The following is a 16,483-nucleotide window of genomic DNA, read 5'->3' on the forward strand; positions in this document are numbered from 1 at the left end:
GGTTTCCGGTCCTTTCCCGTTTTTGTGCGGAGGAGGCCCCGCAAATTTAGACCTCCTCCGCCGGAAAACGACCTAGAAGTCGAGGTTGTACGTGGCGATGAAGTCGCTCACGCGTTTTTTGGAGGCACCCAGACGTTCCCGCAGCTCCACGCGGTATGCGTCCAGATCCAGTTTCTTGCGAGCCACGCCCGTATCCATGGCGGCCTTGGCCACTGCCACGGAAACGAATTCGATCAGGCGCAGGTCGAGGGCCTTGGGTATGATGTAGTCAATGCCGAATTCCAGCTTGTCCACACCGTAAGCCTTGCAGACGTATTCCGGTGCCGGCTCCTTGGCCAGGGCGGCCAGGGCCTTTGCGGCTGCCAGTTTCATTTCCTCGTTGATGGCGGTGGCTCTGCAGTCCAGCGCACCGCGGAAGATGAAGGGGAAGCCGAGGACGTTGTTGACCTGGTTGGGGTAGTCGGAACGGCCGGTGCCCATGATGGCGTCCGGGCGGGCTTCCTTGGCGTCGTTGTATGTGATCTCCGGATCAGGGTTCGCGCAGGCGAAGATGATCGGATTGTCAGCCATGGATTTGACCATTTCCTTGGAGACGATGTCCTTGACCGAGAGGCCCAGGAAGCAGTCGGCGCCGACCAATGCCTCGGCCAGGGAACCATATTCCTTGTCCGTGGCGTATGCCAGTTTGGTCGGGGTCAGGTTCTCGCGGCTTTTGTTGATGTGGCCGCGGGAGTCGAACATGGCGATGTTTTCAGGTTTGACGCCCATGCCCTTGTACAGGTTGGTGCAGGCGATTGCGCCCGCGCCCGCGCCGGAAACCACAACGCGCATGTCTTCGACTTTCTTGCCGGAGATTTCCAGAGCGTTCATCATACCGGCGGCCGTGACGATGGCGGTTCCGTGCTGGTCGTCATGGAAGACCGGGATGTTCATTTCCTTTTTCAGGGTTTCTTCTATGTAGAAGCACTCGGGGGCCTTGATGTCTTCGAGATTGATGCCGCCGAAGGTCGGTTCAAGGGCCTTGACGATCTCGATGATCTTGTCCGGGTCGGAAGCGTCGAGGTTGATGTCATAGACATCCACGTCGCCGAAGACCTTGAAGAGCACGCCTTTTCCTTCCATGACCGGCTTGCCCGCTGCAGCGCCGATGTTGCCCAGCCCCAGAACGGCGGTGCCGTTGGAGACCACGCCGACCAGGTTGCCGCGGCCTGTGTATTTGTATGAGAGTTCCTTGTCCTCATGAATGGCCATGCAGGATTCGGCAACGCCGGGGCTGTAGGCCATGGACAGGTGTTTTTGGGTGGAGCAGGGCTTGACCGGGACGACTTCGACTTTGCCCGGGCGGCCTTCGGAGTGGTAATCCAATGCTTCTTGCTTGGTAAACAGAGCCATTTGATCCTCCAATGGAATCAGTTTCAGTGGTTATCAGAGACCGGCCGCCTTGCGGTCCGGCTTTGCATACAGTTCCCCGCCGTGGGAATCGTTGATCACCAGCAGGGGAAAATCCTTTACGGTCAGTTTGCGAATGGCCTCGGGGCCGAGGTCGTCAAAGGCGATGACTTCGGCCTCGTCGATGCATTTGGACAGCAGTGCCCCGGCGCCGCCGGTTGCACCGAAGTACACGGCGATGTTGTCCTTGAGGGCCTGCTTCACTTCGTCGTTGCGCTTGCCTTTGCCCACGCTGGCCTTCTGGCCGAGCTTGTGCAGGCGCGGGGCGTATGTGTCCATGCGGTAGCTGGTGGTGGGCCCGGCCGAGCCGATGGGGCGGCCCGGAGGGGCCGGGCTGGGACCGACATAGTAGATCACGGAGCCTTGCAGCTCGAAGGGCAGGTCCTTGCCCTCGTCCAGCAGGTCGAAGAGACGCTTGTGCGCAGCGTCGCGGGCCGTGTAGATGTGGCCGGTCAGTTTGACCACGTCCCCGGCCTTGAGCGGCTTCAGGTCTTCATCCGTAAGCGGTGTATTCAGTGAATATTCGGCCATTACAATTCCACCTCCTCGTGCCTCTGCGAGTGGCACTGGACGTTGACCGCCAGCGGCAGGCTGGCGAGATGGCAAGGCTCAAGCGCGATCTTCACGCCCAGAACCGTGGTTTTTCCTCCCAGCCCCATGGGGCCGATGCCCAGCTTGTTGAGGGCGTCTTCCATTTCCTTTTCCATGGCCGCGATTTCCGGGTCCGGATGCGTGTCGTCCAGACGACGAAGCAGGGCTTTTTTGGAGATGCGCGCGGCATGGTCGAAGGTGCCGCCCACGCCGATGCCGATGATGGTGGGAGGACAGGGGTTGGGACCGGCTTCGGCAACGCGTTCGATGACGAATTTCTTGATGCCTTCCCAGCCCTGGGCCGGAGCGAGCATGGTCACGCGGCTCATGTTTTCCGCACCGCCGCCCTTGGCCATGTAAGCTATCTTGAGCTTGTCGCCGGGCACGATGTCGAAGTGGATGATGGCCGGGGTGTTGTCGCCGGTATTCTTGCGGGTCAGCGGATCGCAGGCAGACTTGCGCAGGAACCCTTCGCCGTATCCTTTGCGCACGCCTTCGTTGATGGCTTCCTTGATGTTGCCGCCCTCGACGGCCACGTCTTCGCCTATTTCAACAAAGAAGACCGCAAGCCCCGTGTCCTGACACAGCGGCAGCTTGGTTTTCATTGCCAGATCCGCGTTTTCCAGCAGTTGCCGAAGCACTTCCTTGGCAGAAGGGGAGTCCTCTTCGGCCATGGCCTTTTCGAACTTGGTCCGGACGTCGTCCGGAAGTTCGGTGTTGGCCCGAATGCACATGGTGGCAACCGCATCGATGATGTCTTTTGCTTGGATTGTACGCATGGCTACTTCCTGAAGATTTCCTTGATTGCAGTAATGCCCATCTTGCGGCGCAGGAACCCGAGCTGGTTTTGCAGGGGCAGGCCCTTGGGGCAGACGTCTTCGCAGGCCAGAAGGCCCATGCAGCCGAACACGCCGTTGTCATTGCCGATAATCTCGAAGTACTGCTTGTCCGTACGCTCGTCCCGCGGGTCGACCACGAAGCGGGCGATGCGGTTCAGAGCAGCGGCCCCCATGAAGTCGTCGCGCAGGCGGGCCGTGCCGCATGCCGCGACACAACAGCCGCATTCAATGCAGCGTTCGAGCTCGTAAATCTGCTCGGCCACTTCATTGTCCATGCGCTCTTCTTCCTTGGTGGGATCGAATGTCTTGGATGTGTGAACCCAAGATTCTGTTTTTTCATACATTTCGCGGAACCAGACGCCGGTGTCAACGGCCAAATCGCCGATGAGTTTGTATACCGGCAACGGATGCAGCACGATTTTGTTGGGCTGGTCCTTGGTTTTGGTCTGGCAGGCAAGGCCCGGGCGGCCGTTGATGACCATGGCGCATGCGCCGCAGATGCCAGCCCGGCAACAGAAATCAAAGATGAGGCTCGGGTCCTGTTCCTCACGAATCCTGTTCAATGCGATGAACAGGGTCATGTTCTGGGTTTCCTCAAGTTTGAACGTCTGCATCCGGGGCTGGTCCCCTTCTTTCTGGGGATTGTACCGGAATATTTCGAATTGAAGTTCTCTACCCATGATGCGTTCCTCTCTACTTGTCCTTCTTGATCGTGCGTTCCTTGACGAATTGCTCATCGGCCGGAATGATTGTGCCGCCGCCGTAGCCGCGTTCTCCCGGAGGAATCTCGAACACCTGGGACGCGTCTTCGTACTGGAGTTCGGGCAGGGTTTCGCCTTCCTTCCAGTAGGCCAGCGTTCTGGTCAGCCATTCGGCATCGTTGCGTTCGGGGAAGTCGACCCTGTTGTGGGAGCCGCGGGATTCCGTGCGGTCCAGCGCAGCCTTGGCGATCATCAGCGCCAGCTTGACCTGGCCCTTGATCTTGAGGGCCGCGGCCAGTTCGTGGTTGACGCCCGTTCCGTCGGACTGGAGTCCCACGCGTCCGGCACGTTCCAGCACCTTTTGCAGGGTTTCCACTGTCTCTTCCAGATCCGGTCCGTTGCGGAATACGAAGCAGCCCTTCATGAGGGCTTCCTGCATGTCGTTGCGCACGTCGTAGACGTTTTCCGAGCCGTTGCGGCCGGAGATCAGATCCTTGATGCGCTGTTCCTGCTTCTTGCATTCCTGGGTAACGATTTCGGTCTTGAGCTTGGTTTCATAGCCTTCGAGGAATTCCACGATCTTGGCACCGATGATGCCGCCGGCAACAACGGTTTCCGCAAGCGAGTTGCCGCCAAGGCGGTTGAAACCGTGCATGTCCCAGCAGGCCACTTCACCGGCCGAGAACAGGCCCTTGAGTCCGTAGGCCGCGCCGTCCTTGTTGGTGCGGATACCGGCCATGGTGTAGTGCTGGGTGGGGCGAACCGGAATGAGTTCGGTGCGCGGATCCACGCCCAGGAAGTGGTGGCAGATTTCGTCCACTTCGCGGAGCTTGGTGGAGATGTGCTTGTCGCCGAGGTGGCGGATGTCCAGCCAGAGGTGCTCGCCGTAGGCGCTTTTTACGCCCTTGCCTTCGCGCATGTGGTGGGTCATCCAGCGGGATACCACGTCGCGTGAAGCCAGTTCGGCCTTTTCCGGTTCATAGATGTTCATGAACCGTTCTTCGTTGACGTCCAGCAGGGTGCCGCCATCGCCGCGACAGCCCTCGGTGACCAGTATGTCCGTGGGCACGATGCCGGTGGGGTGGAACTGGATGGCCTCGGGGTTGCCGATGGGAACCAGCCCCGTGTCCATGGCGATGATGTGGCCGCCGCCGTCACAGATGACCGCGTTGGTGGTGGCCTTGTAGATGCGTCCGAAACCGCCGGTGCAGATTGCCGTGGCCTTGGAGATGAATGCTTCGAGCTGGCCGGTGCGCAGGCAGCGGACCACCGCGCCCATGCAGGTTTCGCCGTCGTGGAGCAGGGCAATGGCTTCCTTGCGGTCAAGCACGTTGATGCCCAGCTGTGCACAGCGGTTGTCCATGGTACACATGACCGCGTGCCCGGTTCCGTCCGAGGTATAGCAGGTGCGCCATTTTGCGGTTCCGCCGAATGCACGGGCCGTGATCAGGCCTTCGTTTTCCGGCTTTTCATATTTTTCGAATTTTTGGCCGCCCTTGAAGTAGAAGGACTGGCCGGGGACAACGCGGTTCCAGGGCACGCCCCAATGGGCCAGACGGCGCATTTCAATGGGTGCGGCATCCGCGAAAAGCCGGGCCACTTCCTGGTCACAGCCCCAGTCGGAGCCTTTGACTGTGTCGCCGAAGTGGACGTCCGGGCAGTCGCCCTCACCCTTGGCGCAGTTGCCCAGAGCGGCCTGCATGCCGCCCTGTGCGGCCGAGGAGTGGGAACGACGCGCCGGGACGATGGACAGGCATGTGACGTTGAAGCCTTTTTCCGCCGAGTCGACCGCCACGCGTTCACCGGCAAGGCCTGCGCCGATGACAAGCAGATCGGAGTAATACGTTTGCATGAAAGATTCCTCCCTAAGCCAAAGTCATGAAACGGATGAGGGTGATGAGACCGATAACCATGAAGATCGTGAACAGAACGCCCTCGAGCTTCTTGGACGCGGCCCGCCCTTCGGATTTGATGATGCCCCACTTGACGCCGATTCTGTAGAATCCGATGCTGACGTGCAGTTCAACACAGGGGAGCAGGATCATATAGAATACGAACCAGAAACCGCCCTGAATGCGCGCCGCGGACTTGGCCGCGGTGATGGGCAGGTCGGTGAGCACCACCCACATGTGGACGGATCCCATGATGAGAATGATCATGGCGGTGACGGCCTGAACGACCCACAGCCACGTATCCTTGTGCCGCATCATCTTGGCGTGTTTCCAGATGGCGTCCTGTCCCTCGGCCCGGAAGGGGATTTTGCGTGCCGCGAGGACGAAGTGGAAAAGAAATGTCAGGAAAATCAAGGGACCGCCCACCTGTGCCATGTAGGTGACTTCAAAGAAGTAGGCGATGGCGTTCATGATTTTGGGCGAGATGATTACAGACGAGACCAGAAGCATGTGACACCACATGAACAGGATGAGCCCTGCTCCTGTAAGCATCTGCATCCAGTCCAGCACCGCATCGCGTTTGGACGGTCGCACGACGTGCAATGTTGCATCCACGGACATAGCAATCTCCTTTTTTGCGGGAACCCCTCCCGCAGTTGAGTGGGGTGTTGTCAGGGCATACCTGTAGATTTCCGCATGAATGCTCATGCAGCTCAGTTACAGCGCTGTCAACAGAACCAGTGGCCATCATTCAACATCCGGCGCGGGCTTGAAGTGAGCGCCGGATGCCGATTTAGTTGCCGGTCTTGAGTCCCGGAAGAGCCTTCCGGGATCGGTTGAGGCGTATGTTCTTGTGCCTTGTGGAGTTGGTAGGTGCGAGCCGCTGTGCAACAATGAGGACAGTGCAGAGGGCATTTTCGGATTTACGCCGTTTAAGGATGTCTGCGCGTCCGGGAATGGACGTGGTCAGTGCTCGCGATGATAAGCGGTTCAACCGGCCCTGCGCGGCGCGCAACAGGGCCCGGCTACAGTGTGCTATATTTGATGCTGCGAGTTTTCTTGGCCTTTGAAGAGCCAAGCGCATGCTTTGCGAAGCGGGCTGGCGACGGCGCACCGAAAAACGGTTGGCGCTGTTGGCCGCTTCAAAACGGAAGGTGCCGGGTTTTCTGGAAAGGGTGGCGGGAGCAGGGGCGCAATCGTTTCGTGCGCCCCGATTATTCCATCGGGGCAGGGGCTGGCCGTTTCTGCCAGCAGCGTTTCCAAGCCGTGCCGAGGTTCTTGCTACCAAGGTTCGGGTGCAGGTATGCGAAGGATTCATTACTGTCCGCCTTTTCGGGATGGCCCGATTTTTACAGTATGAGATACCCAATGGACCCAGTAAGCTGTTTACATTTTTGGAAAAAATAAAACCAACATTTTGCAAGAATGTAAACTTGTGGCTCTTGTACCACGCCCTAATTGAACGGTCAATCAATTCTGGGAAAATACTTGACAACTTTTTCTTTTTTTGTCTTTTTACCCGGCCTTGCTGTTATCTATCCATTTTGGATTGCACTCTTTTTTTCCGCAAAATAAATTCATATTTTTTGAATCTTGTACCTGAATCTCGCTTGCTTCATTCCAAAATAGTCTGGAATATCGGTCGTATCCATTTCGGTTGTATGGCCAATTTCAGCATTAGTACTTGAATTAATTGTAGAGCCATACTACTGAAGCAATGTCGTCATGATTGGTGTGACATTTGGTGCCGCATCAGGAGGAACGTTTCTGACGGCTGACTGAATGTTTCGGACGCATGAAACGATGACAATTTTTCCCTGCCCAAAAGAAATGGGAAAGCGAGCGTGGTTCATGACAAAGAAAGAAAGAATCCTTGTGGCTGCACAGGCAGCTTTTGCCCGATATGGCTATGCAGGCACGACCATGAAAATGATCGCGGAGATGGCTGGTGTGGCTTCCGGATTGGTATCGCATTACTACGGCAGCAAGGAACACCTGTTCATGGTGGCCGGTCAGGAAATGGTCGACACCATGCTCAAGGTCATGCGGGCCAAGATTCGCGATGCCGAGACCGGGCGGCAGGCTGTCGGGCTTTTCGTGAAAGCATACCTCGATTTCACCCTGCAGCATCAGGAGACGTTCCCCACATTGATTCGCTGCTCCCCCTTCAGCGACGACAATCCTGATTTGGATCGCGAAAAGATCGGCAACAAATTTTCGGAATTGATACATGAGTTGGCGGATCTTCTGCAGCGGGGCATTGAAGACGGATCGATTCGTGACGTGCCGGTGGAGGAAACCGCTTTCATGATTTACGGCAGCATGATTGGTGCTGTCCGTACTGTCTTTTTGACACCGTACGATGTTCCCGGCCTGTATGAAGAGGCCTGCCAGTTCGTCATGCGCAGTCTTGCGACGGACTGAATCACTGGAGAACCGAATGGACCGAATGGGTTCACGCCGTCGTGTGGTCACCGCAATCATGGGGGGCGGGTTCGCCTCTTCGCTCGGTTTGGGAGCGCTTTCCTTTGTGCTCCCGCTTTTCGGCGTTGATGCCAGCCTCGGTGATATCTGGATCGGTTCCGCATTTTCCGGTTATTTCCTGGCCCGCTTGGTGCTTGCGCCGTTGGCAGGCATGTGGGCGGACCGTTTTGGTGCCCGCCCGGTTCTGGTCTGGGCCTCGTTGAGCGGGGTGCTGCTGCCTCTTCTCTTTTTTCTTTTTCCCGATCCCGCCTGGCTTCTGCTCATACAGTTTCTTCTCGGCATTTCAGGAGGTCTGATCCGGCCGGTAAGCATGGCGGTTATCGGTGCGCTGGGTCATGGCGATTCCATGGCCCGTACGTTCGGGCATCACGCAGCGCTCATGAACGCGGCTTTTTTTCTGGGCCCCATAGCCGGGGGCATCTTGTATTTTCAGCGCTCCTTTTCCCCGGTAATGATATTTCTCTGTCTGACCATGGCCGTTGCCGCGGCGTTGTTCTTTTGGCTTGTTCCCGAAGGCCTGATTACGCATGTCCAACGCAGTATGGACAAACCTGTGGCCGAGGCCTCGAATGGGATCGCGGGAACAGGACTTTTCGAACTGCTGTTGGCCATTGGTGGAAGAACGGCGGGCGTTGCCGTACTGCTTGCGTTTCTGCCCATACTGCTTGCCCGGAATTTTTTTGAAAACCCGCTGGCCGTGGGGCTGGTCACCTCCGTGCCCAGTCTGGTGGCCTGCGCTGGGTTGGGGCTTTTTTCCGGGCGTTTTGTTTTTGGCAACCGCGGGGTGCAGGCAAGCCTCGGCATGTTTGTCAGTGCCGCATGTATGTTTTTCATGGGCGATAGCCCGGAAATATGGCTGTTTGTGGCGCTGGGTGCCGGAGTGGGTATCGGGCGTGTGGTTTCCGTGCCCGTGTCCATGGAATTGGCAGCCCTGTCCGGTGCGGCTCAGGGAAAGGTTTTTGGTCTTGCCAACGGCGTGGCTTCTGCCGGTTTTGTGCTAGGGCCGCTGTTGGCGGGATTCTTGGCGGCCAAGACTGTCGATCCCGGGTATGTTTTTCGTGTTTTCGGACTTGTCGGGGCAGCCTTGTGTCTGCCATTGGCGGCAGTCTCCCTGACCCCAAAGATTTATTCACGGAAGGTTGGCCTTGGTGTCGGGGGGATGCTGATGATCGCATTGCTCGGGACCGGTCTTTTGCTGCAGCCTGAAACTCCGGAAGGGCAGGAGAATCTGTACACCTATGGCGGAGCCGCCATGGGCACCATGTTTCATCTTACACTGGAAGCGCCGAGCGAGGCGGTTGCCGACTCGGCGGCGGAAAAGGCCCGGGAGGTCATTGCCGCGCTGCAGCGTGATTATGATTTTCGCAACCGCCATGGTTCGATCGGCAGGATCAATCTCCACGCAGGAGGCCGCGGCGCGCGCGTTTCTGCCCGGGCATACGCCCTGTTGCAGCATGCGCTGGACATGGGGGAAAAAACCAATGGCATATTCGATGTAACCATCGGGGCTGTAACAGTGACACCGTTGTATTTTGCCCGGAGTGAAGCCGTGGCAGAAGCCAAACGTGAATTGATCGACTACCGCCTGGTGCGCATGGACCCGGCCTCGCGGACCGTGATGCTCCCCAAGAGCGGCATGGCCATCGACGTGGGCGGCATTGCCAAAGGGGCCGTCATTGACGGGGCCGTGGAGGTGTTGCGCAATAACGGTGTAACCGCTGGGATCGTTGAAGCGGGCGGGGATTTCTATTGCTTCGGCGAGCGGTTGTGGACAGTGGGCATCCGTCATCCTCGCCAAGACCGCTTGCTCGGTCATATCCAGGTCCGGGAAAAGGGGGTCTGCGGTTCGGGCGACTATTATCAATATGTGGTTGATGTCCACAATGGGCGACCTCGGCGTCGTCATCACATTCTGGATATCGCCACAATGCGTTCCGCCACCCGGAGCGTGGGGGTAACCGTGGTGGCGGAAAGTGCCGAACGTGCTGACGCATTGGCCACCACCATGCTCATCGCCGGGCCGGATCTGGGTCGGAGTTTGTTGCGAAAGAATTTCCCCCACGCATCTGCCTTATGGGTCCTTCCCGATCTTTCCATCCAGGTTTCCAAGGAATTTCCCGCATTTGAACGCTGATTCCCGAGAAAAACATCATTTTTTATGTGTTGAGCGCGTTTTTGCTGTATGGTTTTTGCGTTTGGCGCAACGTTTGTGGCGTTTTTTTGCAAAATGGTACACAGGAGTGCATTTTTGTTCATGAGAGATGGCTCCAGAGGCTTGTCGCAAAAATGCAGGCAGTTCCAGTCTCTTATGGCTTTCGGTCTCTTTTCCCTTCTTTTATGCTCTGTTTTGGCGGATGACATTTATGGCAACACTTTGAAAGGTGGTATTGCAATTTGCTTGTTACCTTGACTTTTTTGCAAGTACAAAGCATAAGAGTTGGGCTACAATGGATACTTCCCTGCCACGGGTAATCGCACCGCATTATGCCATGCGGTTTTTTGGTCAGGGCTGTCACATATCTTTCTTTGGGAGTTTAATTTATGGCAATGATCGAAGTGAGCAAGCTTCACAAGTGGTACGGTGATTTTCACGTACTGCAGGGGATTTCGGAAAATGTCGAAAAGGGAGAAGTGCTGGTTATTTGCGGACCGTCCGGGTCCGGGAAAAGCACATTCATCCGTTGCATAAACCGGCTTGAGGAATATCAGAAGGGCACGGTGCTTTTTGACGGAAGGGATATTCAGGACAAGGGTGTGGACATCAACAAGCTGCGGGCCGAGATCGGCATCGTTTTTCAGCAGTTCAACCTGTACCCGCATCTGACCGTGCTCAAAAACGTCACGCTCGCTCCCCTCAAGGTCAAGAACGCAGCCAAGGAAGAAGCCGAAAAATTGGCTTTGAGTCTGCTTGAACGTGTGGGCATCCATGACCAGGCCCACAAATATCCTGCAGAACTATCGGGCGGACAGCAGCAGCGAGTGGCCATTGCCCGTTCGTTGGCCATGAAGCCCAAGGTCATGCTGTTTGACGAACCCACCTCGGCCCTTGACCCGGAAATGATCAACGAAGTTCTCAACGTCATGAAAGATCTGGCGCGCGAAGGCATGACCATGCTGTGCGTTACCCATGAGATGGGCTTTGCCCGCGAAGTGGCAGACAGGGTGATCTTCATGGATGGGGGCGTTGTTGTCGAACAGGCTCCGCCGGATGAATTTTTCAAAAATCCCAAACACGAGAGAACCAAGGCTTTCCTCAAGGAAATCCTGTAATAGATCGGTTGTTACGACATGCATAACATTGTTAATTGAGGAGGTTGACACATGCAGAAGTTCTTCACCAAGCCGTTGGTCATTCTGGTGGCCGTAGTTGCCCTGATGGCGTTCATGGGTTGTTCCCAGGCTCCGGAAAAGGCTGCGGAAACCACGGGCGAAAAAGCCGCCGCTCCTGCGGAAAAAGCCCCGGCCAAGGATCGTATTGAAGCTATCAAGGAACGTGGCGTACTGGTGTGCGGCGTCAAGGACGCTGTCGTGCCTTTTGGTTATGTTGACGAAAAGACCAACCAGATTATCGGCTTTGATGTCGATGTCTGCAAGTATCTCGCGGACGAACTGGGCGTGAAAATGGAAACCAAGGCCGTGACTTCCGCCACGCGTATTCCCATGGTGGCCCAGGGTTCCATTGATATTGCAGCTGCAACCATGACCCACAAGCTCTCCCGCGACGACGTCATCGACTTCTCCATCACCTATTTCATGGATGGTCAGAAGATTCTGGTTGCCAAGGACGGCGGCATCAACTCCGTTGCCGATCTGGCCGGCAAGAAGGTCGGTACCGCCAAGGGTTCCACCTCCGAGAAAAACATCAAGGCCGCTCAGCCCGAGTGCACAGTGCTTTCCTTTGAAGGCTACCCGCAGGCTTTCCTGGCTCTGAAGCAGGGCAAGGTCTCTGCTGTGACCACGGACTCCACCATCCTGCTGGGCCTCAAGAACTCAGATGAAAATCCGGACAATTGGGTCATCGCCGGTGACTACATCTCCGCCGAGCCGTATGGTCTGGGTCTGCCCGAAAACGAGTCCAACTTCCGTGATTTCGTCAACGGTGCCCTCATGAAGATGTGGCGCTCCGGCGACTATCAGAAAATCTACAACAAGTGGTTCGGCAAGGACACCAACTACTATCTGCCCTTGACCTGGCAGATGGAGCTGTGGCCCTAGGCCCTCGGCTTGTTGACCGCTCTGAGAAATGAATCGGGGCGCGCCTTGTGCGCGCCCCTCAAACGAAACGGAACCGGCTTTGAATTATCAGTTTGATTGGCAACTCGTTTTGTCCGGGGAATATTCGCAGTGGCTTGTGGACGGCGTAATCGTCACCCTCAAGATTTCTGCGGTTTCCCTTTTGTTTTCCATGCTGCTGGGCACGATCGTGGCTGTGATGCGCATGACCAAGTTCAAGCCTTTGGAGTGGCTTGGCCTTGCATACACGGAATTTTTCCGCAACACGCCGTTGCTCGTGCAAATCTACTTCTGGTATTTCGGTTCCAGTCAGGTGCTTCCTGACGTCGTCAACAAATGGCTCTATGCCCGCGATTTTGAATTTGCCGCCGGCGTCATCTCCCTGACCGTGTATACCTCGGCCTTCATCGCCGAGGAGATTCGTTCCGGCATTTTCAGCATCCCCAAGAACCAGCTCGAAGCGTCCCGAGCCGTAGGGCTTTCGTTTGTTCAGGCCTACCGCTACGTGATTCTGCCGCAGGCGTTTCGAATTATCATTCCGCCGCTTATTTCCCAGGCGTTGAACCTGATCAAGAACTCGTCCCTGGTCATGGTCATCGGCGTCATGGACATTTTCTACATGGCAAAGCAGATAGAGTCATACAGCTTCCACGGGTTCGAGGCGTTCACCGTGGCCACGCTGATCTATCTGTCCATCTCGCTTGTGGTGTCACTGTGCATCAATCTCTACGACAAGCACTTCCTGAGACAAATCTCATACTAGCGGGAGCTCGCCATGCGTTTTGACGTAGTATACGAAAACTTCGATTATTTCCTGTGGGGCGCGTTCCCGGAAGGACCGCTGGGCGGTCTGGCCATGACCGTGATTCTGGCTGCCGTGTCCATCTTCATGGCTTTCTGGGTCGGGCTTGCTTTCGGACTCATGCGCAACAGCAAGAAATTCTGGCTCAGGTATCCGGCCATGGCCTATATCGAGCTGGTCCGCGGCACGCCACTGCTGCTGCTCATTTTCTGGTTTTATTTCCTGGCTCCGGTCATTCTCGGTTATTCCGTGCCCGAACTGCAGACCACAGTGGTCGCATTGGTGGTCTTCACTGGTGCGTACATCGCCGAGATCGTGCGTGCGGGCATCATGGCTCTTCCTGGCGGACAGATGGAGGCGGCGCGCGGCACCGGGCTTTCCCACTTTCAGGCCATGCGCTACGTGATTCTGCCGCAGTCGCTGCGCAACATGATCCCTTCTTTTGTCAACCAGTTCGTGTCGCTGACCAAGGACACCTCGCTGGCTTCCACCATCGGCGTGCTTGAACTGACCCGTTGTGCCGAACAGGTCAGCAACAGGACCTTGAATGCTCCCATGGAGATTTACGTCACCATTCTGGTCATGTATTTTGTCATCTGTTATTGTCTGACTTCCTACAGCCGTCGATTGGAGAAACAATTATCCCGCTATCAGGCAAGGGATAGATAGATGACCGCTACACGATCCGAATTGGCCGGATATTTCGAGTACACGTTGCTCAAGCCCGACGCCACGGCAGCGGATGTGGACAACGTCTGCCTCGATGCCGTCCGTCTCGGTGTCAAAAGTGTCTGTGTCAATCCGGTTCATATCAAGCTGGCCAACTGGCTGCTCAAGGACGAGGCTCCGCTTCCCGTATGCAGCGTGGGATATCCCACGGGCGCGACCCTGGGAAGCATCAAGTCCGCGGAGGCCGCCGAGGCTGTGCGTCTTGGTGCCCGTGAAGTGAACATGGTCATGAACCTCGCGGCGTTCAAGGCATCGGATCATCGTGCCGTGGTGCAGGATATTCAGGGTGTCATCACTGCGGCGGGCGTGCCGGTCAAGGTGATCGTCGAGACGACCCTGCTTGCGGCGGACCAGTTGACGCAGGCCTGTTCCTTGTGCATGGAGGCCGGGGCCAAGGCTGTGATCAGCGGTTCGGGGTATGGAACGTCGCCGGTGCGCGAATCCGGGATTCGTGCTCTTCGCAAGGCGTGCGACTGTTCGCTCGAAGTCATTGCCGCTGGTGGGGTCCGAGGCTTCAAACGGGCCATGGCCCTTGTGGAAGCCGGGGCCGACCGTATCTGTTCATCCACGGTTTCCGAGATTCTCGGTAGTTCTTCCTGAATTGATCATGTCTTCCGATACTGTCATCCGCAACATCGCCCCCGGTGAAATTGAGGCGGAATCCTTTCGCATCATTGATTCCGAGGTGCCTGAACCTCGCCCGTATGCCGGTTTCGAGTGGGAGATCGTGCGGCGCATGATTCATACCACGGCCGATTTTGATATGCTCAACATCGTGCGCTTCGGCAATGGTGCCGTGGAAGCGGGGTTGCAGGCCCTGCGCAATCAGGCAACAATCGTCACGGATACGGAAATGGCGCGCAGGGGAATTCCCATGCGCCGCATGACTCCGCTGGGCTGTTCCGTGCAGTGTCTCATGAACGACGAGCGCGTTGCTCGTCGTGCTCATATTTACGGTACAACCAGAGCCTTTGCAGCGGTGGATGTGGCTGTCAGTGATATTGCCCCTTCCATTTACGTGATTGGCAACGCGCCCACCGCATTGATTCGGTTGGTCGAACATATGCGCGGCGGACGTGCCGACCCCGCTCTGGTGGTTGGCATGCCTGTCGGTTTTGTCAATGCCCGCGAGTCCAAGGAACTGTTGCAACAGGTGGAAATTCCCTACATCACCATTCAGGGCCGCAAGGGCGGTTCTCCTCTGGCTGCCTGCGTGATTAATGCGTTGGCAGATATCATCCTCCGAACATAATTCATCATTAATATTCCATAAGTACTTGCTTTGCCTTTTTTTGAGTGCTAGGGCCGGGACATGTGTAACGGTTTGGTTGCATTGGTGTTCAACTTTTTGGCCGGAATGAGGTTATGGCTAAGAAAAGCATGGGAAAAAGCAAGGTTACGGTTTATCCGGACTGGTGCAAGGGGTGCGGCATCTGTATCGAGTTCTGCCCGAAGAAGGTGTTGGAATTCGATGCGCAGGGCAAATGTTCCGTGGCCCGCGAGGACGACTGCATTCATTGCGGGTTTTGCGAGTTGCATTGTCCGGATTTTGCCATCGTGGTTACTGAAAAGAAATCCAGGGAAAAAGCTTCCTAGCAAGCGGGGGATTGCAAATTCATGGCGCGACGAAAAAAACACAAGGAAATTTTCGCCCTGGGCAACGAGGCAGTTGTCGAGGGTGCTTTGATAGCCGGTTGCTCTTTTTACGGAGGGTATCCCATCACGCCATCATCGGAAATCATGGAAATCATGGCCCAGCGCCTGCCCATGACCGAGGATGGCGTTTTCATTCAACTTGAGGACGAAATTGCTTCCATGGGGGCGATCGTCGGTGGCTCCATGGCAGGACGTAAGGCCATGACCGCCACGTCCGGCCCCGGTTTTTCCCTGATGCAGGAGAATCTCGGGTATGCCTGCATGACCGAGACACCGCTGGTTGTCGTCAACGTGATGCGTGGCGGACCGAGTACCGGCTTGCCCACCAGCCCGGCACAGAGTGACGTGCAGCAGGCCCGTTGGGGCACGCACGGGGACCATCCCATCATTGTGCTTTCCGCCTCTGATGTTCAGGAATGTCTGGAAATGACCATTACGGCTTTCAATATGGCCGAAAAATACCGTACACCGGTTGTGCTGTTGCTTGACGAAATCACGGCCCATACGCGTGAAAAGATCAGGATTCCCCAGCCCGATGAATACGAGGTGGTCTCTCGCATCGTGCCGTCCATTCCGCCCGAGTGGTACAAGCCCTATGAAGAGACTGTGCGGGGTGTGGCTCCCATGCCTCCCATCGGGTCGGGCTACCGTTTTCACGTCACGGGCCTGACTCACGACGAAAACGGATTCCCTACTTCCCGGCCCGACGAAGTCGTGGACCTCATGGAGCGCATGCATCGCAAGATCGACCAATTCTTTTATGACATCCAGATGCATGACGAACTGATGGTTGACGATGCCGATGTGGTGGTCATTGCCTACGGCTGCGTGGCGCGTTCCGCGGAATACGCCATCGAGCAGGCGCGGGCGTCCGGGGTCAAGGCCGGGCTGCTCAAGCTCAAGACGCTGTTCCCGTATCCCCGCCGTGCAACGGAAAAGGCCCTTGCCAATGCCCGGAGCATCATCGTGCCCGAAATGAATATGGGTCAGATGTCCCGCGAGGTAAAACGGGTCAACAGCGGCCGTGCGTCCGTGCGCACCATCAACCGCGTGGACGGGCAGATCATCACGCCCTCCGAAATTCTCAAGGTCATCATGCAGGGGTAG

General features: G+C 56.6%; 17 protein-coding genes. 11 read left to right on the forward strand and 6 right to left on the reverse strand.

Annotation, left to right across the window (positions count from 1 at the left end):
- Positions 1-72 precede the first annotated feature (72 nt).
- Genes F8A88_RS13705 through F8A88_RS13730 form a run of 6 tightly spaced genes read right to left on the reverse strand, consistent with a single transcriptional unit; the run spans position 73 to position 6,093 of the window.
- Complete coding sequence (locus F8A88_RS13705; RefSeq protein ID WP_151151741.1) at positions 73-1,392, reverse strand: malic enzyme-like NAD(P)-binding protein; 1,320 nt, start codon at positions 1,390-1,392, stop codon at positions 73-75.
- A 33-nt stretch (positions 1,393-1,425) separates the two neighbouring features.
- Complete coding sequence (locus F8A88_RS13710; RefSeq protein ID WP_151151742.1) at positions 1,426-1,980, reverse strand: Fe-S-containing hydro-lyase; 555 nt, start codon at positions 1,978-1,980, stop codon at positions 1,426-1,428.
- A complete protein-coding gene (locus F8A88_RS13715) occupies positions 1,980-2,819 on the reverse strand; it encodes a fumarate hydratase (protein WP_151151743.1) in 840 nt (279 codons plus the stop codon). The genes F8A88_RS13710 and F8A88_RS13715 overlap by 1 nt, the downstream gene beginning before the upstream one ends.
- Before the next feature lie 2 nt (positions 2,820-2,821).
- Positions 2,822-3,559 (reverse strand): fumarate reductase iron-sulfur subunit, encoded by a 738-nt coding sequence (locus tag F8A88_RS13720; protein WP_151151744.1) that lies wholly within the window; start codon positions 3,557-3,559, stop codon positions 2,822-2,824.
- 13 nt (positions 3,560-3,572) lie between these two features.
- Positions 3,573-5,432, reverse strand: coding sequence for a fumarate reductase flavoprotein subunit (locus F8A88_RS13725; RefSeq protein WP_151151745.1), 1,860 nt, complete (start codon positions 5,430-5,432; stop codon positions 3,573-3,575).
- Positions 5,433-5,445: 13 nt separating this feature from the next.
- On the reverse strand, positions 5,446-6,093 hold the full coding sequence (locus F8A88_RS13730) for a succinate dehydrogenase/fumarate reductase transmembrane subunit (protein ID WP_151151746.1): 648 nt from the start codon (positions 6,091-6,093) through the stop codon (positions 5,446-5,448).
- Between the two features lie 461 nt (positions 6,094-6,554).
- On the opposite strand from F8A88_RS13730, the gene F8A88_RS13735 reads away from it, so the two are divergent.
- The 11 genes from F8A88_RS13735 to F8A88_RS13785 all read left to right on the forward strand — a co-directional run bounded on the left by F8A88_RS13735 (position 6,555) and on the right by F8A88_RS13785 (position 16,483).
- Positions 6,555-7,160, forward strand: coding sequence for a hypothetical protein (locus F8A88_RS13735; protein WP_151151747.1), 606 nt, complete (start codon positions 6,555-6,557; stop codon positions 7,158-7,160).
- 163 nt (positions 7,161-7,323) lie between these two features.
- Positions 7,324-7,896 (forward strand): TetR/AcrR family transcriptional regulator, encoded by a 573-nt coding sequence (locus F8A88_RS13740; RefSeq protein ID WP_151151748.1) that lies wholly within the window; start codon positions 7,324-7,326, stop codon positions 7,894-7,896.
- A gap of 16 nt (positions 7,897-7,912) precedes the next feature.
- Positions 7,913-10,090, forward strand: coding sequence for an MFS transporter (locus F8A88_RS13745; protein WP_161598429.1), 2,178 nt, complete (start codon positions 7,913-7,915; stop codon positions 10,088-10,090).
- A gap of 407 nt (positions 10,091-10,497) precedes the next feature.
- Positions 10,498-11,226 carry an amino acid ABC transporter ATP-binding protein gene (locus F8A88_RS13750; protein ID WP_151151750.1) on the forward strand — a complete coding sequence of 243 codons (729 nt, stop codon included), beginning with the start codon at positions 10,498-10,500 and terminating at the stop codon, positions 11,224-11,226.
- A 51-nt stretch (positions 11,227-11,277) separates the two neighbouring features.
- Positions 11,278-12,171, forward strand: a complete 894-nt coding sequence (locus F8A88_RS13755) for an ABC transporter substrate-binding protein (RefSeq protein WP_241667465.1) — start codon at positions 11,278-11,280, stop codon at positions 12,169-12,171.
- A gap of 79 nt (positions 12,172-12,250) precedes the next feature.
- The gene (locus F8A88_RS13760; protein ID WP_151151751.1) at positions 12,251-12,952 is read left to right on the forward strand and encodes an amino acid ABC transporter permease; all 702 of its coding nucleotides are present in this window, start codon (positions 12,251-12,253) and stop codon (positions 12,950-12,952) included.
- A gap of 12 nt (positions 12,953-12,964) precedes the next feature.
- The gene (locus tag F8A88_RS13765; protein WP_151151752.1) at positions 12,965-13,660 is read left to right on the forward strand and encodes an amino acid ABC transporter permease; all 696 of its coding nucleotides are present in this window, start codon (positions 12,965-12,967) and stop codon (positions 13,658-13,660) included.
- On the forward strand, positions 13,661-14,320 hold the full coding sequence (deoC, locus tag F8A88_RS13770; RefSeq protein ID WP_151151753.1) for a deoxyribose-phosphate aldolase: 660 nt from the start codon (positions 13,661-13,663) through the stop codon (positions 14,318-14,320).
- 7 nt (positions 14,321-14,327) lie between these two features.
- Entirely contained in the window at positions 14,328-14,972 is a 645-nt protein-coding gene (locus tag F8A88_RS13775; RefSeq protein WP_151151754.1) for a precorrin-8X methylmutase, read from the forward strand.
- A gap of 113 nt (positions 14,973-15,085) precedes the next feature.
- Positions 15,086-15,316 carry a 4Fe-4S dicluster domain-containing protein gene (locus F8A88_RS13780; protein WP_151151755.1) on the forward strand — a complete coding sequence of 77 codons (231 nt, stop codon included), beginning with the start codon at positions 15,086-15,088 and terminating at the stop codon, positions 15,314-15,316.
- Between the two features lie 21 nt (positions 15,317-15,337).
- Entirely contained in the window at positions 15,338-16,483 is a 1,146-nt protein-coding gene (locus F8A88_RS13785; protein ID WP_151151756.1) for a 2-oxoacid:acceptor oxidoreductase subunit alpha, read from the forward strand.

Source organism: Pseudodesulfovibrio senegalensis (assembly GCF_008830225.1).
GTDB lineage: Bacteria > Desulfobacterota > Desulfovibrionia > Desulfovibrionales > Desulfovibrionaceae > Pseudodesulfovibrio > Pseudodesulfovibrio senegalensis.